The organism is Lacinutrix neustonica, assembly GCF_026625145.1.
Classification (GTDB): Bacteria; Bacteroidota; Bacteroidia; order Flavobacteriales; family Flavobacteriaceae; genus Lacinutrix; species Lacinutrix neustonica.
Window position 1 is genome coordinate 856,005 of sequence record NZ_CP113088.1, and the last position, 21,193, is coordinate 877,197.

The 21,193-nt window shown below is 32.2% G+C and carries 30 protein-coding genes; 26 read left to right on the forward strand and 4 right to left on the reverse strand.

Annotation, left to right across the window (positions count from 1 at the left end; translation table 11 throughout):
* The first annotated feature begins 156 nt into the window (after positions 1–156).
* The 4 genes from N7U66_RS04615 to N7U66_RS04630 all read left to right on the forward strand — a co-directional run bounded on the left by N7U66_RS04615 (position 157) and on the right by N7U66_RS04630 (position 3,729).
* Positions 157–534, forward strand: coding sequence for a nuclear transport factor 2 family protein (locus N7U66_RS04615; protein WP_267677516.1), 378 nt, complete (start codon positions 157–159; stop codon positions 532–534).
* A gap of 329 nt (positions 535–863) precedes the next feature.
* Positions 864–1,787, forward strand: a complete 924-nt coding sequence (locus N7U66_RS04620; protein WP_267677517.1) for a nucleotidyltransferase family protein — start codon at positions 864–866, stop codon at positions 1,785–1,787.
* Positions 1,784–2,716, forward strand: a complete 933-nt coding sequence (gene cap12, locus N7U66_RS04625; protein WP_267677518.1) for a CBASS system CD-NTase-associated NAD(+) hydrolase Cap12 — start codon at positions 1,784–1,786, stop codon at positions 2,714–2,716. Before N7U66_RS04620 ends, cap12 begins: the two co-directional genes overlap by 4 nt.
* A gap of 620 nt (positions 2,717–3,336) precedes the next feature.
* Positions 3,337–3,729 carry a hypothetical protein gene (locus tag N7U66_RS04630; protein WP_267677519.1) on the forward strand — a complete coding sequence of 131 codons (393 nt, stop codon included), beginning with the start codon at positions 3,337–3,339 and terminating at the stop codon, positions 3,727–3,729.
* A 687-nt stretch (positions 3,730–4,416) separates the two neighbouring features.
* Here the strand turns inward: N7U66_RS04630 and N7U66_RS04635 are convergent.
* Both N7U66_RS04635 and N7U66_RS04640 read right to left on the reverse strand, forming a co-directional pair.
* Complete coding sequence (locus tag N7U66_RS04635) at positions 4,417–4,608, reverse strand: helix-turn-helix transcriptional regulator (protein WP_267677520.1); 192 nt, start codon at positions 4,606–4,608, stop codon at positions 4,417–4,419.
* Positions 4,592–5,017 (reverse strand): hypothetical protein, encoded by a 426-nt coding sequence (locus tag N7U66_RS04640; protein ID WP_267677521.1) that lies wholly within the window; start codon positions 5,015–5,017, stop codon positions 4,592–4,594. The genes N7U66_RS04635 and N7U66_RS04640 overlap by 17 nt, the downstream gene beginning before the upstream one ends.
* A 289-nt stretch (positions 5,018–5,306) precedes the next feature.
* On the opposite strand from N7U66_RS04640, the gene N7U66_RS04645 reads away from it, so the two are divergent.
* The 18 genes from N7U66_RS04645 to N7U66_RS04730 all read left to right on the forward strand — a co-directional run bounded on the left by N7U66_RS04645 (position 5,307) and on the right by N7U66_RS04730 (position 16,243).
* Positions 5,307–5,747, forward strand: coding sequence for a c-type cytochrome (locus tag N7U66_RS04645; protein WP_267677522.1), 441 nt, complete (start codon positions 5,307–5,309; stop codon positions 5,745–5,747).
* A gap of 19 nt (positions 5,748–5,766) precedes the next feature.
* The gene (locus N7U66_RS04650) at positions 5,767–6,087 is read left to right on the forward strand and encodes a hypothetical protein (RefSeq protein ID WP_267677523.1); all 321 of its coding nucleotides are present in this window, start codon (positions 5,767–5,769) and stop codon (positions 6,085–6,087) included.
* Between the two features lie 160 nt (positions 6,088–6,247).
* Positions 6,248–6,475, forward strand: coding sequence for a hypothetical protein (locus N7U66_RS04655; RefSeq protein ID WP_267677524.1), 228 nt, complete (start codon positions 6,248–6,250; stop codon positions 6,473–6,475).
* On the forward strand, positions 6,465–6,854 hold the full coding sequence (locus N7U66_RS04660; protein ID WP_267677525.1) for a hypothetical protein: 390 nt from the start codon (positions 6,465–6,467) through the stop codon (positions 6,852–6,854). The genes N7U66_RS04655 and N7U66_RS04660 overlap by 11 nt, the downstream gene beginning before the upstream one ends.
* Before the next feature lie 132 nt (positions 6,855–6,986).
* The gene (locus N7U66_RS04665) at positions 6,987–7,460 is read left to right on the forward strand and encodes an SRPBCC family protein (protein ID WP_267677501.1); all 474 of its coding nucleotides are present in this window, start codon (positions 6,987–6,989) and stop codon (positions 7,458–7,460) included.
* Positions 7,461–7,740: 280 nt separating this feature from the next.
* Positions 7,741–8,331, forward strand: coding sequence for a hypothetical protein (locus N7U66_RS04670; protein ID WP_267677526.1), 591 nt, complete (start codon positions 7,741–7,743; stop codon positions 8,329–8,331).
* 156 nt (positions 8,332–8,487) lie between these two features.
* Positions 8,488–8,808, forward strand: coding sequence for a hypothetical protein (locus N7U66_RS04675; RefSeq protein WP_267677527.1), 321 nt, complete (start codon positions 8,488–8,490; stop codon positions 8,806–8,808).
* Positions 8,809–9,196: 388 nt separating this feature from the next.
* Entirely contained in the window at positions 9,197–9,451 is a 255-nt protein-coding gene (locus N7U66_RS04680) for an FUSC family protein (protein ID WP_267677528.1), read from the forward strand.
* A gap of 5 nt (positions 9,452–9,456) precedes the next feature.
* Positions 9,457–10,176, forward strand: coding sequence for a DUF3667 domain-containing protein (locus N7U66_RS04685; RefSeq protein WP_267676747.1), 720 nt, complete (start codon positions 9,457–9,459; stop codon positions 10,174–10,176).
* A 167-nt stretch (positions 10,177–10,343) separates the two neighbouring features.
* A complete protein-coding gene (locus N7U66_RS04690; RefSeq protein ID WP_267676740.1) occupies positions 10,344–10,724 on the forward strand; it encodes a hypothetical protein in 381 nt (126 codons plus the stop codon).
* 141 nt (positions 10,725–10,865) lie between these two features.
* Positions 10,866–11,339, forward strand: a complete 474-nt coding sequence (locus N7U66_RS04695; protein ID WP_267677529.1) for a hypothetical protein — start codon at positions 10,866–10,868, stop codon at positions 11,337–11,339.
* Positions 11,340–11,342: 3 nt separating this feature from the next.
* A complete protein-coding gene (locus N7U66_RS04700) occupies positions 11,343–11,744 on the forward strand; it encodes a hypothetical protein (RefSeq protein ID WP_267677530.1) in 402 nt (133 codons plus the stop codon).
* A 624-nt stretch (positions 11,745–12,368) separates the two neighbouring features.
* Positions 12,369–12,674 (forward strand): toll/interleukin-1 receptor domain-containing protein, encoded by a 306-nt coding sequence (locus tag N7U66_RS04705; protein ID WP_267677531.1) that lies wholly within the window; start codon positions 12,369–12,371, stop codon positions 12,672–12,674.
* Complete coding sequence (locus N7U66_RS04710; protein ID WP_267677532.1) at positions 12,658–13,308, forward strand: hypothetical protein; 651 nt, start codon at positions 12,658–12,660, stop codon at positions 13,306–13,308. The genes N7U66_RS04705 and N7U66_RS04710 overlap by 17 nt, the downstream gene beginning before the upstream one ends.
* A 250-nt stretch (positions 13,309–13,558) precedes the next feature.
* Positions 13,559–14,077, forward strand: a complete 519-nt coding sequence (locus N7U66_RS04715) for a HEAT repeat domain-containing protein (protein ID WP_267677533.1) — start codon at positions 13,559–13,561, stop codon at positions 14,075–14,077.
* 3 nt (positions 14,078–14,080) lie between these two features.
* On the forward strand, positions 14,081–14,338 hold the full coding sequence (locus tag N7U66_RS04720) for a hypothetical protein (protein WP_267677534.1): 258 nt from the start codon (positions 14,081–14,083) through the stop codon (positions 14,336–14,338).
* A 686-nt stretch (positions 14,339–15,024) separates the two neighbouring features.
* Positions 15,025–15,729: a hypothetical protein gene (locus N7U66_RS04725; protein WP_267677535.1), complete on the forward strand. Its 705-nt coding sequence runs from the start codon at positions 15,025–15,027 to the stop codon at positions 15,727–15,729.
* Positions 15,730–15,916: 187 nt separating this feature from the next.
* Positions 15,917–16,243: a hypothetical protein gene (locus tag N7U66_RS04730; RefSeq protein WP_267677536.1), complete on the forward strand. Its 327-nt coding sequence runs from the start codon at positions 15,917–15,919 to the stop codon at positions 16,241–16,243.
* On the opposite strand, the gene N7U66_RS04735 is transcribed toward N7U66_RS04730, so the two are convergent.
* A complete protein-coding gene (locus N7U66_RS04735; protein WP_267677537.1) occupies positions 16,240–16,503 on the reverse strand; it encodes a hypothetical protein in 264 nt (87 codons plus the stop codon). The genes N7U66_RS04730 and N7U66_RS04735 overlap by 4 nt on opposite strands.
* 201 nt (positions 16,504–16,704) lie before the next feature.
* Positions 16,705–17,172 carry a hypothetical protein gene (locus N7U66_RS04740; RefSeq protein ID WP_267677538.1) on the reverse strand — a complete coding sequence of 156 codons (468 nt, stop codon included), beginning with the start codon at positions 17,170–17,172 and terminating at the stop codon, positions 16,705–16,707.
* 274 nt (positions 17,173–17,446) lie between these two features.
* Here N7U66_RS04740 and N7U66_RS04745 point away from each other — a divergent pair, with 274 nt between their 5' ends.
* From N7U66_RS04745 to N7U66_RS04760, 4 genes are all read left to right on the forward strand, one after another.
* Positions 17,447–17,938 (forward strand): hypothetical protein, encoded by a 492-nt coding sequence (locus N7U66_RS04745; RefSeq protein ID WP_267677539.1) that lies wholly within the window; start codon positions 17,447–17,449, stop codon positions 17,936–17,938.
* Positions 17,939–18,033: 95 nt separating this feature from the next.
* Positions 18,034–18,726 carry a DUF4238 domain-containing protein gene (locus tag N7U66_RS04750; RefSeq protein ID WP_267677540.1) on the forward strand — a complete coding sequence of 231 codons (693 nt, stop codon included), beginning with the start codon at positions 18,034–18,036 and terminating at the stop codon, positions 18,724–18,726.
* Between the two features lie 339 nt (positions 18,727–19,065).
* Positions 19,066–19,293, forward strand: coding sequence for a hypothetical protein (locus N7U66_RS04755; RefSeq protein ID WP_267677524.1), 228 nt, complete (start codon positions 19,066–19,068; stop codon positions 19,291–19,293).
* The gene (locus N7U66_RS04760; RefSeq protein ID WP_267677525.1) at positions 19,283–19,672 is read left to right on the forward strand and encodes a hypothetical protein; all 390 of its coding nucleotides are present in this window, start codon (positions 19,283–19,285) and stop codon (positions 19,670–19,672) included. Before N7U66_RS04755 ends, N7U66_RS04760 begins: the two co-directional genes overlap by 11 nt.
* Positions 19,673–21,193: the final 1,521 nt, after the last annotated feature.

Here is a 21,193-nt window from a genome sequence, read left to right on the forward strand (position 1 = left end):
CACCGGCTATAATTCATTGCGGCGGAATTTTCCGCTGGAAAATTCCTGCACTTTTGCTATCTTTGGTTCACGCAGAAAAGTCCGTTGGACATTTCCCGCAACAAACCATAGCCAAACCGTTGGCAACAAGCTGAAATAACTCAAACCAAAACTGAAATGGATGAAACCGAAAGAATAAAACAAACAATAATTGACTTTGTAAAAGGCGGAGATAATAGCGATGTCGGACTTTTGGACAAAGTGCTTCACGAGGATTTCAGAGTTACAAACAATGGATTTATGGGAACTTACGGTGTTATGATTATTGACAAAAAAGAATACCTAAACAAAATTGAAAAAGGAATATTTGGAGGGCTTCCTAGAGAGATGGAAATAACGGAACTTGACCGAAGCGGAAAAATAGCATCCGTTAAGTTGAGAATCGAAAGTTCTGAAAATGATTTTATTTCATATAACTCTCTTGTGTTGGACACGGACAATGAATGGAGAATAATCAATAATCTTGCTGTGGTTAAAGCAAAAAAACAGAATTGAAAAACTTAAATAAAAAAATAAAGCCAGTTGCCAACAATGTATAACCGCAATTACGGCGCTTGATGGTTAATTGAATTTGAATTCCTACAGAAACATTTCACAAAACCGAAAAAAACGTACCTTGAAACCCGTAACTGACGGTTATACGGAGCCGTTAGCCACAAGGTAAACCAAACAACGAACAAAAGAAAATATGAAAGACTATAGAAGACTAATCGAAAACATACAAGCAAGAACGAATCCGAGAAAATATTGCAGTTAAAAAGTCTTTTTCGGATGAATTATCTTCTATTTCATATAGCAATATATTAAAATATGTCCGTTACGCGATGAAAGGTGTAGAACCTGAATACACCCAAAAAAGTAAATTAGCAGGAGAAAGAGTTCAAAACCACCTAAAAGAAAATTTAACAGAAGTAGTTTATAAATATCAAGGTTCGGTAATGACTAATACACATATCAAAGGAACTAGTGATATTGATTTACTAGTTATATGTGACAAGTTCTACACTTTTGACCGCAAATCAATAACGACAGTACTAACTACAGAAAGCTTAAAAAATCAATTAAACAATACTCAAATTCACAAACTTCAGGGAGAAATCGACAATGCAGGTTATTCAGGTAGTGCAATAAATGATTTAAAAAAGAATCGAATAGATTCAGAAAGCACGCTAGTACCTGTTTATGACATATGCGACATATCACATTCAAAAGCAATTAAAATCACAAACAAAAGCCTTAATAGAGATGTAGACATAGTGATTGCGAATTGGTATGATAATGTTACTGCCGTGTTGAGAGATAAAGATTCAGATTTCCGTGGTATTCAAGTTTACAATAAAGAATTAAACTCAAAAGGCGACCCAGATTATCCATTTTTGAGCATTAAAAGAATAAATGATAGAAGTTCTGAAACAAATGGAAGATTAAAAAAAATGATTCGGTTTTTAAAGAATATTAAAGCCGATTCAGACCAAGAAATTAAACTCACAAGTTTTGATTTTAATGCTATTTGCTACGACATTGAAACATATAAATATTCAAGTAAAAACTTTTATGAGTTAGTGCCAATCATATACTTACAGCTAAAGAGTTTATCTGAAAATGTAGAACATTCAAATAAATTAAAATCGGTTGACGATAATGAATACATCTTTCGTAATGATAGCAGTAAACTAAATAGCCTACGAAATCTTATGTCGGAAATTGACTCTATCCTGTTAGACCTTAAAAAAGCAGTAGTAATATGAGAAAAAAGCGAATATTCATTGGTTCATCTTCAGAAGAATTAAGTTTAGCTGAATCAGCTAAGAAAATTTTAGAGCCTGAATTTGAAGTAACTATTTGGAATGATACTGTTTGGGATACAGCGGTATTTAAGATAAATAACAATTTCCTTCACGATTTGCTCAAAGCAACTTTACAATATGACTTTGGAATTCTACTTGGGACGACTGATGACAAAGTAATTGTTAGAGAACAGGAAATGCTTCAATCACGGGATAATGTTCTTTTCGAGTTAGGAATATTTATGGGGCGGTTAGGGTTGTCTAAATGTGCTTTTGTTGTTGAGAAAGAACTAAAGATATTATCCGACATTAAAGGTATTTCACTTGCCGGATTTTCAAAAAAAGAACCTGATAGTTTTATAAGTGCAATTTCAACAGTTGGAGATTTATTCAGAACCCAAAGAGATTCGTCAGTAAATTTCTTTCCTTCTTCAACTTTAGCTTCTGTTTATTTTGAGAATTTAATCTCACCAACTTGTAGATATTTAATTGAACAAGGCGGGTTTGAAGAAGATGGAACAAAATATGAAGATTGTTTAATCAAAATTATTATTCCGAAAAAGCTGAATACAGATTTAAACCTTCAATTTGAAAAACTAAAAAAAGGACGTTCAACCAAAAGTGTATCATTTCATTATGCAGGTCGACCAAGATTTATAAATCTTGAAACAGAAATTAAGGAGAATAAATTAGTATTCATTGACTTCCCGACAATATTAGCAGGAATTAATTATGCAATTCAAAATCTATTGCCGAATGATTTCAATTCTATGAGTGAAGATTATGAATCGATTTTAAGTCGTGAATTAGAAAGGTTTATAGTAACATTAAAAGATTTGGCTTTGAGAAGTGGATTTGACGAAATGCTAGTATTTGAGAAAACTGAATAAAACCCAGTGGCTAACAATGTATATAAAAAATAGGCGAAACAGTAATAAATTCAAGGCTTTTGGCGCGTATCAAACTTTGTGCTTAGCCGAAATTTTAGTGCTTCGAAATCGCCTACTTTTCATATACTACACGTTGTGTACAATGGCTCACTCGGCCGGAAAAAAAATCCAATTAATTAAATTTTAGTGGTTTAAGTCCAATAAATTCTAACGCAAGTAAAACGTAATTGGGTGCGCAACTAAACGGATTTTTGCGGATAAAAAAGCGGATTATAAACGGATATACAAAACAGTGCGCAACTATTGCGCGGACTACTGCTCTACTCCTATTGCGGATAAAAATATTACTCTAAAACTGCTGATTAACGCAAAACGCAACGTTGCGAACGACTGACCTTCTTAACGGCAAAGCTAATCGCAAAAAATAAATAAAGCACTGTACACAACAAGGTGTAAAAGTAATTGCTTGGGCTGTGCTTCTCGGAAAAATCCTGCGGATTTTTCCTGCTGGTTCGGTTTTGTTTACTATTTTAGTGGCTTATCAACGCAACTACCCTTACACAAACCGTTACCACACATTTGAGAAAAACATTACGCATAAATAAAAATATTGACTGATTATGGGAATGGCTACGCGAATTTATGGCTGTATAACGGAATTAGATTATGGACTTCCGAATTCTGAAATACAGAGCCGAATTAATGCTAATAATCAAAAAGTAATTGAAAAACTACCTTCGAAATCTGAATGGCCACCATTGGTGAGAAAAATGTTTTCAATAACTGACAATTCTGATTTCCCAAATGAGAGTCCGAATTTTGCTTATGGTGGAAGAATAATCCATTTCGGAGCAAATTTAAAATCTGTGGAATATGAATGGAACGAATGGAAAGATAAGTTTGAAAACCTTTTGTCGGAACTTATCTCGGTCTCACGCAGAAGTTCATTTTATAACAGAATATACTGGTGTCCAAACATTCGAATGGCGAATAAAATCCGGCGAAGTAAATAGAGAAAAAGATGTTGAGATTGTAAAACCGTTTGACAGAAAACTGTGGGAATACAAAGGAGATAAAAGTTGGGATAAATAAATGAAAAACGTGTGGTAACACCGTATATAATTTATTGCTAGTTCTAGCCTACTTACGAAAATCCTCTCGGATTTTCTATTTGGTTTGTACTTGCTAAATTTGTTACTTTACCACGCAACAAACCATATACATCAACGTTGTGTACAATGGCTCACTCGGCCGAAAAAAAAATCCAATTAATTAAATTTTAGTGGTTTAAGTCCAATAAATTCTAACGCAAGTAAAACGTAATTGGGTGCGCAACTAAACGGATTTTTGCGGATAAAAAAGCGGATTATAAACGGATATACAAAACAGTGCGCAACTATTGCGCGGACTACTGCTTTACTCCTATTGCGGATAAAAATATTACTCTAAAACTGCTGATTAACGCAAAACGCAACGTTGCGAACGACTGACCTTCTTAACGGCAAAGCTAATCGCAAAAAATAAATAAAGCACTGTACACAACAAGGTGTAAAAGTAATTGCTTGGGCTGTGCTTCTCAGAAAAATCCTGCGGATTTTTCCTCCGGTTCGGTTTTGTTTACTATTTTAGTGGCTTATCAACGCAACTACCCTTACACAAACCGTTATATGCAATTAGAGCTCTTCGGTTTTGTTTTCCCATTATTCCAAAATAAAAACATCTTCGATTCTCATTTTGAATACCTTTGATATATCATACGCCAATTTAAGGGAAGGATTATATTTTCCCTTCTCGAGAAAAACAATAGTTTCTCTGCGCACTCCAACTTTTTGAGCGAGTTCAATCTGTGTCAAGCCCTCCTTGGCACGGAGTTCCTTAATCTTTGTTGTCATCCACCCCTACTTTTGACAGGTACAAGCGAATAAAAATAAAAATCAGGGTCATACCCATCATGCCAATCGCTATTACCAATTTGGCTTTATTTACTGAATCGACAGAAAATATATCGAGTGCAAACATACCAATTAGCCACATATAAATCGAAATACTAAAAGCCATGGAAGCAGCCTTTTGAGTAATTTTTTTTGAGAGTTCATCTTCAGCGTTTAGTCCCGATTTAGCATCCTTAAGTGCTTGAATTCCGTAATATATTACAAATCCGACTATTATCAGCATGACTCCAATGGTGCCATAAGCCAATTCATTAAGTGGCGTAGTTGTCTTGAATATCCAAAAGCCCATTAAACCCAAAATAATGGCTGCCGCAGTAAACTTTGCTATGGCGAAATTTCTTGCTTTCATAATTATGTTATTTATTTCTAACACAATATTAATTATTTCTAACATTAAACACAAATATTTTTATTAAAATTTAATATCAAGTGAATTTGAATATGAATAAGCAGATAAATAAAAAAACAGCATATAACACCGTGTAAAAAAACATTGCTTATTTTAGTTACACAGTTTGGTCGTTGCTTGTTAGCCACCTCTGATTTTCCTGCGGAAAATTCTCGCCTCAAACACGCAACGTTCCTTACACAAACCCGTTGTACGTAATTTTGGAAAATCGAACTACACAAGAAAATCTATGAGAAAATTAACGAATCGGATTTTGATAATCTCAAGCGGATTTTTGATTTTGACAATCGGAATTTCTTACTTTCTGTACAATTTAAGCGAAACTAATTATCTAGGTTGTGCGACTGAAATACCACAGAATTTTTGCGGAACAGTTTCACCAAGTTTATCCGAAAATGCAACTGAAGGAAAAAAAATATTTAATATTAATTGTGCTGCTTGTCACAAATTAGACAAAAAGATGACTGGACCAGCATTACGTGGAATTAATAACAAAGGAGAATTTCCTTATGAAAATTATGTGTTTGATTTTATAACAAAAGAAGATTCTCTGAATAAAATAAATGACAAATACACTAAAATTCTAAATGAGGAATATAATTATGACTTTAATCATAATTTCACAATGACAAAAACAGAATTTGAATATTTAATGGATTATGTTAAATAGATTTTAAGCCATAAACAATATGAAAGTTATAAATTTTGAAGAATGGAAAAGCCAATCAAATAATAATTCAAATCACTTGAAAATTAGCAAAAGGTTTGAAGATATGAATGATTTAGAGATTCGGTTACTTCTTGAAAAAGTAGTGGAACGCTTAAATTTTTCAATTGACCATCTATATAAATCATTTGAACAAAACAAAGAGACATATAAAATACTTGATAAAGTAGTTAATAATCAAAACAATTTGATTGAAAACACTGAATCTCTAAATAGACTTGCAAAAAAACACACTGAACTTTTTCACGAACAAGCAAGAGCATTAGGAATAATTAAAAAATAAAAAAACTACGTACAACAATGTGTATAATTCATGCTTACTCTTTAACTTCAATTAAAAATCTTATATTTAAACAACTGATTTGCTACATCTGAAAATCCTGCGGATTCTCAGCCGCACAAATCATACACAAAACCGTTGTACCACATTTGAGAAAACCAAAATGACAGAAGAAAATATTAGAAAATCTTGGCGGAATTTATTGATACCATTTATAATCGGACTTTTAGTTTTTATTGTGTCAATTTTATTTCACCGATTAGGAAGTAAAAGACCAACACCGCAAACTATTAGTCTATTTGGTTGTGTTTTTGGAATTGTTTTTATGGTTTTCACTGGAATTAGAATGCTGAAATTCAGAAAGTATTTAAAATCATTAAATGAACAATAAAACGACGGACTTTCTATTCGGCTGTAAAAACCTTTATTTTTTAGGAATACATCCTTTTGACTTTAGCAAATCGGACTCAAAAGAATACAAAGAAAGAGTTGAACTTGGAAAGGAAATAATAAAGGAAAACGGAATTCAAAGTTTTGCGGAATTTATTATGGAATATCAATATCGCGTTGCAGTTTGGTCATCGTTTATAACATTGGAATTTGGAAAACCTGACCGACATGAAATTCTGAAAATTAATGGAACTGAAACAATATATTCAGCTTGTTTGGAAAAAATCGAACAGAGAGAAATTAATGAATTACCGATTGACATTATCAAAAACAAAAATAACTGGATAAAAAAAATAAAAACGTGCTACAACACCGTGTAAAAATAATTGCTTGGTTCTTGCCTACTCGGAAAATCCTTCGGATTTTCCTCCGGTTCGTTCCATTCTTATTGAGTTAGTTGCTTGCACACGCAACTATCCTTACACAATCACGTTGTACACAATACCCCAAAAATGCCAAGAATCGAACTTCAAACTGAAATAAAAGCTGATAGAAATATCGTGTTTGACTTGTCACGAAGTATCGATTTGCATAAAATATCGACTGAACAAACTAATGAAGAAGCAATCGCAGGAAAAACAAGCGGATTAATTGGAATGAATGAAAGCGTAACTTGGCGAGCAAAGCACTTTGGAATTTATCAAAAACTGACTTCCAAAATAACGGAATATGACCGACCAAAATACTTTGCGGATGAAATGGTTAAAGGAGCGTTTGCGGAATTTAAACACGAACATCATTTTTCGGAATCGAATGGCGGAACTTTGATGACCGACTTTTTTGATTACAAATCGCCTTTTGGAATTTTAGGAAAGTTAGCGGACAAGCTGTTTCTGAAAAAATATATGACTGAATTACTAACTGAAAGAAACCGAATTGTAAAAGAGTTTGCGGAATCTGACAAATGGAAAGAAATGATAAAATAAAAAAAGTACTGTGTACAACAATGTATAACCGCAATTACGGCGGATTCGAATACGTCCGAATCCACGCGGAATTGCTAACGTCTGTACTAAACCGAAAAGCAACGCATATTAACCCGTAACTGACGGTTATACGAGACCGTTGGCAACAAGTTAACCAAACCAAGAAACTGATTAACTAACCATTAAATATCGTTTACTCAATAAAGAACCTTATTCACTCATTACTAGTTTCGGAATAGCTAAAATCACTTTAAATTTGAATTATAAAAACCAAACTGATATGAAGAAAAATATTTTTGCACTAATATTATTGTTCGTGACTTTTAATTCATTTAGTCAAGACAATATCGGAAAGAAATCTGCTGCGAAACTGAACTATTCAGAAAACTCTGAAATAAAAGTTATCTGTAATGATAGTTTAAACACGTTTCATTCTAAAAACAAACCTGTCGGAATTTTTGTAAACGGAATTTTTCTTAATGAAAATTCAATTTCAGCAATCAATCCTGATAAGATTGAAACTATGAAAGTTGAGAAAGAAAGTTTTGAAAAAAATGGTAAAGAATATTTTGGAAAAATTCTTATAGAAATGAAATCGGATTATAAACCAAATTTTATATCCCTAAATGAACTTACGAGTAAATATTTGACTTTAGACACAAACCCAATAATATTTCAAATTGACGAAAATGTTGTCAACCAAGATTACAATGACTATTCAGTTGACGAGAATTTTATTCTTAAAATTGAACTGAACAAAATAAAAACGTCTGAAAAAGATACTGTAATTAATTTAATTAAGTTAACTAGCAAAACACCTGAAAACATAAAAAAAGCAAACGAAATCCGAATTAAAGGAACGGAAAAATAAAACCAGTTGCCAACACCGTATATAATTCATTGCTAGTTCTAGCCTACTTACGAAAATCCTTGCGGATTTTCTATTTGGTTTGTACTTGCTAAATTTGTTACTTTACCACGCAACAAACCATATACAAACACGTTACCAACAAGCTGAAAGAAAATTATGTGCCAATTCAACTTTTTAGTTACAAAAGAGAAATCTAACATTTCAGAAATCAAGGGAATTGCGTCTGAATTCGGACTGAATTACGCAGAATATAAATTGGATATACCAAATTCTAATGAAATTCAGACTTTCTTAACGACAACTAAAGATTGCGATTGTGGTTCTGTTTTAGGAAAAAAATATTCGGACGATTCATCTAAACCTGATTGGAAAAAAGAACAGAAAAAACTCGAAAGAAAACGCTTCTCAAAACGCCGAATTGAAATGCTTCGGAACAGAAACGAAAAGAGTATACCAAAAAAAACTCAAGTGAATTAAAAGCGGAAAACAAAGAAGCGAAAAAATGGATTGAATTTCTGACTGACAAACGACTGAAAAACAAACTAAACGAAATCGGAGTTTTTTATCACCAATTTTCTCGCGAATTACAAAACGAGCGAATAAAAATAGAAAACGGAAAAATGAATTCAGCGGAAAATATTAACGTTGATTTTTTAAAGAATATTAAGGAAAACGAATTAAATTGGATTAAACTATAATAAAGCCAGTTGGTAACACCGTGTATAATTCATTGCTAGTTATAGCCTACTTACGAAAGTCCTCGCGGACTTTCTATCTGTGATTTATTTGCTAACTTTAATGCTTAAACCACGCAACGAAATCATACACAATCACGTTAGCTGCAATTAGAACAACCGAAATACGAATGAACAAAAAAGAATTAAACAAATTAACTGACGAGGATTTATTGAAGGAATCTAAAAAAATTAAAACTACCCGGATTATTGATGCAACCTTAATTGGAGTTTTGATAGGTATTTTAATTTACAGCATTACAGCAGGTAACTTTAGTTACTTTTTTGGCATAATTCTTTTGTATGCAGTTTATAAATTGTCAAACAAGAACGAATACAAGAAATCCGAAATTGATAGCCTTTTAAAAGAACGTAATTTAAAATAAGAATTGTGCGTTTGTGTAAAAAATGTAATATTGAAATAACTCAAAATTATTGCCCGATTTGTGGTAATCCAAATTCACTTAAACGAATTGACGGAAAATACATTGCAACCGAAATAGGAAGTGTTTTAAACTTTGACAAAGGAATACTTTATACCGTTAAGGAATTAATATTGAGACCTGGTAAAGCTGTTAAAGAATTTATTCTTGAAGACAGAAAAAGACTAGTCAAACCAATACTTTTTTTAATAGTCTGTTCAGTGATATATACAATCGCTCAACAGTTCTTGGAATTTGAGGACGGTTATATAAATATGAATTTTGATCATTGGAATGATAGAATTATCGGAAAAATATTCAATTGGATTTCAAAAAATTATGGGTATGCCAATATTTTAATGGCTGTTTTCATAACAATATGGATTAAACTATTTTTTAGAAAATACAAGTATAATCACTATGAGATATTCATTTTACTCTGCTTCACAATGGGAATTTCAATGTTAATATTTGCATTGTTCGGTATTGTTGAAGGGATTATTGATTATCCTGTTTTGCAGTATGGAGCCAACATTGCCATAATTTATACAGCTTGGGCAATAGGACAGTTTTTTGATGGTAAAAAGAAATTGAATTACTTGAAAGGTATCTTGAGCTATTTTTTAGGAATGATAACTTTTATGATAGTGGTTGTTTTAACAGGAATTATTGTGGAAAAAATAATATAACAGCAGCTAACACGGTATAAAAATAATAGCGGTTTAATCGTTTAAACAAAAGAAAGTAAATATAAAAAGGTCTGTGTTTAACAGAAAAGTTAGTGCGTCAAAATCCGCTACTATTCTTATACTAGACCGTTGTACACAATTAAACAAAGCATTTCATAAGCATCAAAATGAAAATATCTAATTTATACTTCATATTCTTAATTATAATGTTTTTTTCATCTTGTGACGATAAAAAAGAAAAATTCAATCAAGAAAAATGGGACAATTATAAAAGCGGAATTGGTGTCGAAGAAAACAGATTGAATATGGTTGATGACTTAATAAAAAACTATATTCAAAAGGGAATGACTTATAAAGAATTAACAAATTTAATTGGACAACCCGAAAACTATGCGAATTTAGAAAAAAATACTATCGGATATGAATTAATAGTCGATTACGGGTGGGATATTGACCCTGTTGAAGACGCTAAACTTTTAATTGAAATATCTCAGGATTCTATTGTAACTAAATTTAAAATTGAATATTGGAATATGCATGGGAATTAAAACTGTGTACAACAACGTGTATAGCTCATTGCGGCTGAAATTCCTCTCGGAATTTCAATCTTATTCGCTATCTTCGTTCCACGTTGGAAAATCATAGCTGATTTTCCGCAACAAGCCATACACACAACCGTTGTACACCATTTGAGAAAAGCATTTTACATATTATTAATATTCGGATTTCTAATCAGCTGTAGAAATGATAAAACATTAGCTGAAATAGAAAAATACGTGAACGAAATTGAGAATCGAAAAGATCTATCGGAATCGATTACTGAATTTAACACGGAGGATTTGGATGGCGAAATTGTTGGTGGAATATCAATCTATGAACTGACTAACAAAGACGGAGAAATTTATAGAATAATCGCAGAAGTAGGACAACCAAATCAATCGCCAGCGAATTATGAATTTTACTTTAAGAAAGACAGTTTAACTTTTGCGAGAATTGTGGAATTTAATGAAACTGGAACTGACACAATTGTGAATAGTAAATACTATTTCGACGGAATTAAATTAGTTAAACAAATCGACCAAAAGAAAGAAAAAATGGACGCTGAAACTGTGAGACAAGTGTCTGAATTTTATCTTGTTTATGGAAAAGAAACAACTGAATAGTAAATGAAATATATAATTAAAGTTTGGTTATTTACAATAATAATTTCACCGCTTTTAATAGCGTTAGTTTTAGGTGCTATTATTAATAATTCTAGTTTCAACAGTATATTGAATTCTTATGAAATAATATTTGTAATGATAATTGTTGGTTTTCTTTCGTCAATACCTGCAATGGTGATTTTTTGGTTTATTAAAAGAAGTATAAAAAGCAAATATTCGAACTTGACAGAGAAAATTATATTATCACTTTATGCCTTTTTATCAGTTTGGATTACATTTTTCATAGTAGATAATGGATTTGTAACACGATGGTCTGAACAGACTATTTGGGTGTTAATATATTCCTTGACAATAGTTATAGGAGTTTGGATATTTAAAAATAATAGAATAGAAATAAATGAATGAAAAACGGTGTACAACACCGTATAAAATTAATGGCTAGTTCTCGCTTACTTACGAAAATCCTCGCGGATTTTCTAGCTGGTGTTTATTTCCTAAATTAGGTGCTTAAAACACGCAACTAATCTTATACAAAAACGTTGTGTACAATGGCTCACTCGGCTCCAAAAAAAAACCAAATTCGCTAAAACTAATACTCTAAAGCATTAATTTTTATCAAAAAAATTAACACGTAATTATTACGTAAAATAACGGTTTGTAAACGGATTAAATAGCAAAACGGAGCAATGCGCAACGGTTCTACCACTCAATCGCTTTCTGACAACTTAAATGCGTGACGGTCGCCGACTACTGCTCTGCTCCTATTACGGATAAATATATGATTCTAAAATCGCTGTTTAAAGTAAAATGTAATGTCGCGAACGGATACCATTCGTTGTGATAAATGGAATATAAAATATAAAGCACTGTACACAACAGTGTGTAAATATAATTGCTTGGTTCCTTCTTACTCGGAAAATCCTAACGGATTTTCCTCCCGTTCGTTAATATTTACTATTTTAGAGGCTTAATCACGCAACTATCCTTACACTTAACGTTAGCGGTAATTTAAAAAAAAACAATCAACCAATGAAAGTATTTATATCTCATAGTAGTACAGATAAAAAATTCGTACGAATGTTGAAAGATGCTTTATTAGAAAATAGTATCGAAACTTGGTTCGATGAGGACCAACTTGACTTGGGCGATAGTTTAGTTACAAGATTGGAAAACGCTCTTGATACATCTTCACATCTCGTTTTAATACTTTCACCAAATTCTGTAAAATCAGATTGGGTAAAGTTTGAGTTAAAAAAAGCATTAGATAATAAACGTACTGGATTAATGCAAAAAATAATTCCGATTAAATATAGAAAATGTGAAATTCCGAGATGAATTAACTGATTTATTACACGCTGACTTATCCAATGAAGTTGTACTGCCTACAGATGATTCGAAAAAAATCAAATTTATTTCAGATGGTTTCGATGCAGTATTTTTGAAATTAGTTAGAGCAATTCGAAATAACTCAAAAGCTATTAATAAAACCGAAAAAGAAGAGATTATAAAATCAATAAAATCTTCTCAACCAATCATTGAAAAGAACTCAAATACAATTCATAGAGGAAATTATGAATTGATAGGTTTTAATTCTACTGAATCAAGATTAAAGTATCAAAAATTGATTTCAAAAGAAGATAAAACAATTGAAGAGATTGAGGAATTACGACCAATTCTATTACCTGCAAGTTTAAAATCGATAGCTAAATTTAAAAAAGGTCAAAGGTTTGAAATTCAGTCCGACTTACCATTTCCAAGTTATGGTCATTTCGCTGGTTATAGAATTGACGATTTAAAAATTGCAATAGATAAGAAAACTCGTGAAGAAGTGTTTTTAAGAGCTGGAAATTTTTATCAAGTGGAAATTGATATTAAAGAAAATATTATTCGATTTGTAAATAGTTTTGGAACAGACCCCAATGATAAAATAAAATCTGGTGGCGAAAAAAATTACGCTCTTGCTGCATAAAAACTACCGCTAACACCGTGTATAATTAATGGCTAGTTCGAGCTTGCTTACGAAAATCCTAGCGGATTTTCTATTCGGTTTGTATTTGCTAAATTAGGTGCTTAAACACGCCACTAATCATACACATCAACGTTGGCGGTAATATGAACAATCATAATATAAATAAAAGAATAGTCAGAAAAGAGAGGAGTGTTTAAACAACCAATTGGTCAGTTGGACAAATGCAGGAATTGGCAAAAAAAGAAAATTTATGACACTTGAACAAATCTTTACAGACAAAACCATTAAAGCCAAAGCTAAAGTTAAGCAAATTGGAGAATGGCTCTTGGAAGGCACTTTGCCCATTGATGAACTAATGGTTTTTTCAGAAAAACAACCAAAACCAATTAAAGCCAGTTGTATTGAAGCTATAGAATATGCAACTAAAAAACAACCAAAAATCGCAGATGAAACTGTTTTTACTTTTGTAACAAAATCCTTAAAAGAAAACGAACCCGGAGTAAAATGGGAAAGTGCAAAAGTTATCGGAAACATTGCAAAATTATTCCCAGCCGACTTATCAGATGCGATAAAAAACCTATTGTCAAATGCAAAGTCTGATGGCACAGTTGTGCGTTGGGCAAGTGCATTTGCATTGGGAGAAATCCTTAAATTGAAACTTGAATATAATTCAAAGCTTTTGACAAAAATTGAGAAATTGGCAGATGCAGAACGAGATAATGGCGTAAAGAATAAATATCTTGGAGCATTAAAAAAAATTAAAAAGTAAGATATGGATAATTGGCAGGAAAAACTAAAACTCTATGACGAGTTAATTTCAAAATGTCCTCGTTTTGAAAGGTTGGGAAAGACAATGCCTTATACTTCCGCGAATGGTTATATGTTTTCTGCATTAAACAAAGCAGGAGAAATAGGTATTCGATTTTCAAAAGAAATCCAAGAAAAATATATTCAAGAACTTGATACAACATTCTTCCTATCCTATGGAGCAAAAATGAAAGGTTACATACTAATTCCGAAGAAATGTTAAAGGATTTGGACAATGTTTCGAAATATTTGAACGAAAGTTATGACTACGTTATGAGCTTGAAAAAGAAATAAATACTACCGCCAACACGGTGTATAAGCAATAGCGATTTAAGGTCTAAACCCAAAGGAAATTACTTGAAATTCATTACATTGATAATCTGAAAAGTAGTGTTGTAAAATCCGCTACTGCTCATACACAAGACCGTTGTGTACAATGGCTCACTCGGCTCCAAAAAAAAAACCATATTCGCTAAAACTAATACTCTAAAGCATTAATTTTTATCAAAAAAATTAACACGTAATTATTACGTAAAATAACGGTTTGTAAACGGATTAAATAGCAAAACGGAGCAATGCGCAACGGTTCTACCACTCAATCGCTTTCTGACAACTTAAATGCGCAACTGTAACGGACTACCGCTCTGCTCCTATTACGTATAAAAACATGACTCTAAAAGTGCTGTTTAAAGCAAAAAGCAATATTGACAACGGATACCACTCGGTGTGATAAATGGAATAAAAAATATAAAGCACTGTACACAACAGTGTGTAAAAATAATTGCTTGGTTCTATCTTACTCGGAAAATCCTAGCGGATTTTCCTCCTGGTTCGTTAATATTTACTATTTTAGAGGCTTAATCACGCAACTATCCTTACACTTAACGTTAGCCACAAGCTGAAAAAACATTGAGATACTACATTGGAGCATATTATTTAATTAAACTTCGTGATTCCAATTTTGGAGCTTACGAAGGAAAAAAAATGCATACTTGTAGCACTTGTATCAACGATTCTTTTTTTGACGCTTGGTCGATTTCGTGGTCTGAAAACGGAAAAAATGTTAGTGCAGAAACTAAATCGGATTTTAATCTCAATGAAAAGCTGATTAAAGAAATACAGAATTGGACTGACAAAAAAATGGAGGAAAATAAAATCGGATGGATTTGCACATTTGCCGATTTAGAAACCTTAACCGAATATAAAAGTTCGTTTTTTCCAAAAGCAGAAAGTGAAATATTGAGTATTAACTTTCCCGAATCAGAAAGAACCGAATTACTAAATTTATTCAATCCTGAAAAGACAAGTTTTGGCGAAATCGGACTTTCAATAAATTTAAAAAAAGGAATAATAGAAAACAAAGACGAACTGACTTTAGGCTACGACTTAATCGGAATTGAAGATAGTAGTGAATTTCATAGTTTTCATTGCCACGATTTAGCAAGTGACTTAATCGAAAAGTTCGGAATTGAAATAAACGAATTCGGACTGATTAACGAAAATGACAAATGGACCGAAATGGTGGAATATATGAACGATGAGAAAAACGGATTTGAGTCTTCACCTTGGTTCTATGTGAAAGTTAATAAAATAACGGAAAAAGCCAGTGGCTAACACCGTATAAAATTAATTGCTAGTACTTGCCTGCTTACGAAAATCCTCTCGGATTTTCTATTCGGTTTGTATTTGCTAAATTAGGTGCTTATACACGCAACTAATCTTATACAAACACGTTGTATGCAAGTAACTAACTCATACGGTGGAAAGGTATATAAAGAGTTGTTGAAATAACAATGAAGATATGATTACTGATGATATGAGGAAAGCATATGCTGAAATCTCTACTGAAGAATTAACAGAAGAGATGATATCTACTAAAAGTAGGCATATAGGACATTATGAGTTAGATGAAGAGGATATAGAAAACGAAAAACGCCCAAAAGGACCATTAATACCAACACGAAATTCAGACACAATTAAATACAGAATATATTTAGCTCTTATATATGAGTTCATTAAAGTAGGAGACGATAAGATTGTATTTAAAGAAGAACACTTTAAAGGAATAGTAGAGGAATTAAACTCTAATAAATTTTGGAGAGATAAGTTTGTATTAGCAAAATATTAAAGTTCTGTTTTCAACCTTTTAACAAGGTCTTTTGCTAAAATGATAGACTGAGGAATAGCTAATAAGTGATTGTTTTTATTTCTGCCCATTTCACCCGTAAAATCAGTATAGTCCATATTTCTTCCTAAATCATTTACCACACGATGTAATGCTTTTAAAGATTCTATCCTATCCTCATTTGTGTTAGAAGTGTCTTCAAGAATATTTGTAAAGTGGTTTATTAAATCTATAGAAATTTCAATCTGATTTTTATTAGGCATCTAATTATATTTTCAACCAAGATAATAAAAAACAATCAACATCTGAATTACAATCAGTACGCAAATGTTACACTGGACTGATAATCTGAATTAATAACTGTGCGGAAGTATAACGCGCTAAATGAATAAAATATGAAATTAATGGCTTTGGCACTTTTTGGAATCCTTATGTATTTTATAGGAGCATCTAGTGCAGTAGGATTATTTAGTAAAGAAATAAGTTATTATGAGTCCACTCACAAAGGTAATGACTGGCCATACAGTTTTAAAAATGCGAATCTTATTTTCAAACTTGCGTTGTTGTCCGGCTTCCTCTGCTTCTTGTTTTTCCTTTATATAATCATATTCGAAACCGTATAGGTTTTTAAGTATTCCTTTATAAGACAGAGTAATATTATTTTTATTAATATGTATCAAATCTTCATTCCTCAAGAAGTATAAAATAGAATTAAAAAGAGATTGTTTACCTTCAACTTCTTTACTTGCATCAAAATCTTCCAAAAAGAATTTTTCCAAGTCGTTAGAGTAGATTCTCTCATAAGGAACATCTGAATTGATACTCTGAAAAAGCTCTTTATCTGAACTGGTATAAGACTTATAAGGTAAGTTCAAATTATTAATAACAGAATCAGCTAATCTTAAGTAAGTAATATGGTTAGGTTTTAACATAATGGAAATATAATTTGACCAATATAAAATAAAAGAATTACATTAGAAGAAAATTAAAAAACCTGCATACAACATAGTATATAATCAATAAGGAAAGTAAGTAATAAATTTCAGCAAATCGCGCATAAAATAAATACTGTAACTATCTGAAAATCAATTATTTTTAACTTTCCTTACAAATTATATACAAAAACGTTGGCAACAAGCTGAAAATGATAAACTCGGAACATATAAAGATTACTATTGGATTGAAATATTATCCGAAAAGTACGATATGAATTCACTGATTTCTAAATTTCCTGAACTTATTATCGATAAATATCTTTCAATAGTTTCATTCGACAGCGACTCTTTCCTGCCGACCGAATCTGAATTGAAAAGGGGCTGGACTTATGAAAATGAAATTGCTTATTTCGATGAAATGACAGAATTTGAATTATCTCAAAAATCATTGTTTGACATTTATGATCAATGGCTAATTTTTGAGAAAAAGCAAAGGTTTAAAGCAATGGAAATTTTTGTCAATTATGGTGGATTTTCAACCGACTTAAACGAATCTCGGAATGAATTGGAATTGGCGGACACAAAGCGTTTTTGGAATCAAATTGAGGAAATAAAACCTTCAAGATTTATTCTCAATGGAGATAAACTGATTTTTGGAACGATTAAACAAACTGAATTTGAAAAAGTAAAAGCCAGTTGCCAACAATGTATAACCGCAATTACGGCGGATTCGACTACGTCCAAATCCACTCGGAATTGCTAAAGTCAGTGCTAAACCGTAAATAATCGCTAATTTAACCCGTAACTGACGGTTATACGAAACCGTTGTGTAACATTTGCTCACTCATCATAATTTGAATGAAAAACAAATCTTGGAGACATCATTATTTACCGGTTTTTTACTTAAAAGGTTTTACCAAAGAATCAAATAAGTTTAAAATATTTAATGTTCAAGAAAAAAGATTTATTAAAAATGGAAAGGAGTTTTCACCGGAATCTTACTTCTTTGAAAAAGATGGAAACACGATAAAATTCAATGAATCTGAAACGGACTTTTTAGAAACTCAACACTATAGCCATTTCGATAATAATGCTGCAAAACTAATTGAAAAGATAAATTCATCGAGTATTGACAATCGTTTCAATGTAGACGAAGATGATATGCCAGCTCTTAATCATTTTGTAAGCCTAATGTATTGGCGTTTACCTCACAGAAAAGAAGAGTTAAGAAACTTCGTAAGAAATAACGACTTGAATACTTTAGGATTAGCTATAAAAGATAAAAATGGAATTAAAGATAAAAAACGTGAAGAGGAATTAAAAAACAGCGAGCCGTTTTTAAATGCTTACAAGTATTATAATTCTTTAATGGACTCAATGAGAGGATTTGAATGCAGAACGCCTTATACGATTATAGAGAGTACTGATAAATTCCCATACTTATGTTCTGATAATCCTGTGATATTAGAAAAAAACGAAATGCCGAAAGTTTATGAAGACGATTATCTTTTCCCTTTATCTCGGCAACAGGTTATTCATAAAAACAAATAGAAGGGAGAATTTTCCTGCTTATTTAAGACTTATGGTTGATACTTTAGTGTATAAACAAGCAATAAAGTATGTAAGTTGTACAGATGAAAGATATGTCGATATATTGGAAAATAATTTTGAAAAATATAATATTTCCGTTGAGGAATTGAAAATTGAAATATTTAACAAACTGAAATAAAAAACGTTACACAACAATGTATAACCGCAATTACGGCGGATTCGACTACGTCCGAATCCACTCGGAATTGCTAAAGCCTGTGCTAAACCGAAAAGTTAGTGTATATTAACCCGTAACTGACGGTTATACGAGACCGTTGTACCACATTTGAGAAAACCAAAATGACAGAAGAAAATATTAGAAAATCTTGGCGGAATTTATTGATACCATTTATAATCGGACTTTTAGTTTTTATTGTGTCAATTTTATTTCACCGATTAGGAAGTAAAAGACCAACACCGCAAACTATTAGTCTATTTGGTTGTGTTTTTGGAATTGTTTTTATGGTTTTCACTGGAATTAGAATGCTGAAATTCAGAAAGTATTTAAAATCATTAAATGAACAATAAAACGACGGACTTTCTATTCGGCTGTAAAAACCTTTATTTTTTAGGAATACATCCTTTTGACTTTAGCAAATCGGACTCAAAAGAATACAAAGAAAGAGTTGAACTTGGAAAGGAAATAATAAAGGAAAACGGAATTCAAAGTTTTGCGGAATTTATTATGGAATATCAATATCGCGTTGCAGTTTGGTCATCGTTTATAACATTGGAATTTGGAAAACCTGACCGACATGAAATTCTGAAAATTAATGGAACTGAAACAATATATTCAGCTTGTTTGGAAAAAATCGAACAGAGAGAAATTAATGAATTACCGATTGACATTATCAAAAACAAAAATAACTGGATAAAAAAAATAAAAACGTGCTACAACACCGTGTAAAAATAATTGCTTGGTTCTTGCCTACTCGGAAAATCCTTCGGATTTTCCTGCGGTTCGTTCCATTCTTATTGAGTTAGTTGCTTGCACACGCAACTATCCTTACACAATCACGTTAGCCCACATGTCCACTCGGCTCGAAAAAAAATCCTAAAGTTGCTTAAAAGTGGTTTAAAAGTAAAAAAAACAACGCTTCTCTCCTACTTACTCAACCGATTTCGGATAATAGCACTACGCGCTACTGTTGCGTCGGACTCTTTTACGTTGCGGCAAAACTGTATGTGAAATAAAATATCCTACTCAATCCTTTTCTGAGATCAGTGAAACACAACTCTTGCGGCGGATTGCTATTAAAAACGGCATATCTTAACCTTCAAAATATAAAATCAATAGCTATCTGTAAAACAATACTTTGCGAAACTGGAACTCCAACTGTTATGAAATAAAATAACGTGGGCTAACACGGTGTATAAAAAATTGCTATTTTGGGCTTACATTATGGTCGTTGCTTGTTTGCTTGCTTCTGATTTTCCTACGGAAAATCCCCGCACTCAAACTACGCAACTTATTATACACGAACCGTTAGCCCACATGCCCACTCGGCTCGAAAAAAAATTCTAAAGTTGCTTAAAAGTGGTTTAAAAGTGGTTTAAAAGTGGTTTAAAAGTAAAAAAACAACACTTCTCGCCTTCTTACTCAACCGATTTCGGATAATAGTACTACGCGCCACTGTTGCGACGGACTCTTTTACGTAGCGGCAAAACTGCATGTGAAATAAAATATCCTACTCAATCCTTTTCTGAGATCAGTGAAACGCAACTCTTGCGGCGGATTGGAAATAAAATCGGTATATCTCAACACATAAAAAATTAGAATCAATAATTCAATGTGAAGCAAAACCTTGCGTTTCAAAATCCACTCTTGTGGGAAATAAAATAACGTGGGCTAACACGGTGTATAAAAAATTGCTATTTTGGGCTTACATTATGGTCGTTGCTTGTTTATTTGCTTCTGATTTTCCTACGGAAAATCCCCGCACTCAAACTACGCAACTTATCATACACGAACCGTTAGCCCACATGCCCACTCGGCTCGAAAAAAAATTCTAAAGTTGCTTAAAAGTGATTTAAAAATAAAAAAAACAACGCTTCTCACCTGCTCACTCAACCTATTTCGGATAAAACACAACGCGACACTGTTGAGACGGACTCTTTAACGTTTCGGCAAAACTGTATGTGAAATAAAATATCATACTCAATCCTTTTCTGACATCAGTAAAACGCAACTCTTGCGGCGGATTTATATAGCAAACGGCAAATCGTAACGCACAAAAGATAAAATCAATAGTAGCACGTAAAACAAAACTCTGCGGAGCTGCAAAGCCATATGGAGAAAAATAAAATAACGTGGGCTAACAATGTGTAAAATAAATACTACTTTTATGGCTTAACCTAAAGGCAGTTCATGTTAGCTTGCTTCGGATTTTCCTACGGAAAATCCCCGCACACTAACCCGTACTTACCT

What these genes read in the sequence shown, in the direction of transcription:
- N7U66_RS04615 (WP_267677516.1), top strand. Translation starts at nt 157, where the DNA reads ATGGATGAAACCGAAAGAATAAAACAAACAATAATTGACTTTGTAAAA.
- N7U66_RS04620 (WP_267677517.1), top strand. Translation starts at nt 864, where the DNA reads ATGAAAGGTGTAGAACCTGAATACACCCAAAAAAGTAAATTAGCAGGA.
- cap12 (WP_267677518.1), top strand. Translation starts at nt 1,784, where the DNA reads ATGAGAAAAAAGCGAATATTCATTGGTTCATCTTCAGAAGAATTAAGT.
- N7U66_RS04630 (WP_267677519.1), top strand. Translation starts at nt 3,337, where the DNA reads ATGGGAATGGCTACGCGAATTTATGGCTGTATAACGGAATTAGATTAT.
- N7U66_RS04635 (WP_267677520.1), bottom strand. Translation starts at nt 4,608, where the DNA reads ATGACAACAAAGATTAAGGAACTCCGTGCCAAGGAGGGCTTGACACAG.
- N7U66_RS04640 (WP_267677521.1), bottom strand. Translation starts at nt 5,017, where the DNA reads ATGAAAGCAAGAAATTTCGCCATAGCAAAGTTTACTGCGGCAGCCATT.
- N7U66_RS04645 (WP_267677522.1), top strand. Translation starts at nt 5,307, where the DNA reads ATGAGAAAATTAACGAATCGGATTTTGATAATCTCAAGCGGATTTTTG.
- N7U66_RS04650 (WP_267677523.1), top strand. Translation starts at nt 5,767, where the DNA reads ATGAAAGTTATAAATTTTGAAGAATGGAAAAGCCAATCAAATAATAAT.
- N7U66_RS04655 (WP_267677524.1), top strand. Translation starts at nt 6,248, where the DNA reads ATGACAGAAGAAAATATTAGAAAATCTTGGCGGAATTTATTGATACCA.
- N7U66_RS04660 (WP_267677525.1), top strand. Translation starts at nt 6,465, where the DNA reads ATGAACAATAAAACGACGGACTTTCTATTCGGCTGTAAAAACCTTTAT.
- N7U66_RS04665 (WP_267677501.1), top strand. Translation starts at nt 6,987, where the DNA reads ATGCCAAGAATCGAACTTCAAACTGAAATAAAAGCTGATAGAAATATC.
- N7U66_RS04670 (WP_267677526.1), top strand. Translation starts at nt 7,741, where the DNA reads ATGAAGAAAAATATTTTTGCACTAATATTATTGTTCGTGACTTTTAAT.
- N7U66_RS04675 (WP_267677527.1), top strand. Translation starts at nt 8,488, where the DNA reads ATGTGCCAATTCAACTTTTTAGTTACAAAAGAGAAATCTAACATTTCA.
- N7U66_RS04680 (WP_267677528.1), top strand. Translation starts at nt 9,197, where the DNA reads ATGAACAAAAAAGAATTAAACAAATTAACTGACGAGGATTTATTGAAG.
- N7U66_RS04690 (WP_267676740.1), top strand. Translation starts at nt 10,344, where the DNA reads ATGAAAATATCTAATTTATACTTCATATTCTTAATTATAATGTTTTTT.
- N7U66_RS04700 (WP_267677530.1), top strand. Translation starts at nt 11,343, where the DNA reads ATGAAATATATAATTAAAGTTTGGTTATTTACAATAATAATTTCACCG.
- N7U66_RS04705 (WP_267677531.1), top strand. Translation starts at nt 12,369, where the DNA reads ATGAAAGTATTTATATCTCATAGTAGTACAGATAAAAAATTCGTACGA.
- N7U66_RS04715 (WP_267677533.1), top strand. Translation starts at nt 13,559, where the DNA reads ATGACACTTGAACAAATCTTTACAGACAAAACCATTAAAGCCAAAGCT.
- N7U66_RS04720 (WP_267677534.1), top strand. Translation starts at nt 14,081, where the DNA reads ATGGATAATTGGCAGGAAAAACTAAAACTCTATGACGAGTTAATTTCA.
- N7U66_RS04730 (WP_267677536.1), top strand. Translation starts at nt 15,917, where the DNA reads ATGATTACTGATGATATGAGGAAAGCATATGCTGAAATCTCTACTGAA.
- N7U66_RS04735 (WP_267677537.1), bottom strand. Translation starts at nt 16,503, where the DNA reads ATGCCTAATAAAAATCAGATTGAAATTTCTATAGATTTAATAAACCAC.
- N7U66_RS04740 (WP_267677538.1), bottom strand. Translation starts at nt 17,172, where the DNA reads ATGTTAAAACCTAACCATATTACTTACTTAAGATTAGCTGATTCTGTT.
- N7U66_RS04745 (WP_267677539.1), top strand. Translation starts at nt 17,447, where the DNA reads ATGAATTCACTGATTTCTAAATTTCCTGAACTTATTATCGATAAATAT.
- N7U66_RS04750 (WP_267677540.1), top strand. Translation starts at nt 18,034, where the DNA reads ATGAAAAACAAATCTTGGAGACATCATTATTTACCGGTTTTTTACTTA.
- N7U66_RS04755 (WP_267677524.1), top strand. Translation starts at nt 19,066, where the DNA reads ATGACAGAAGAAAATATTAGAAAATCTTGGCGGAATTTATTGATACCA.
- N7U66_RS04760 (WP_267677525.1), top strand. Translation starts at nt 19,283, where the DNA reads ATGAACAATAAAACGACGGACTTTCTATTCGGCTGTAAAAACCTTTAT.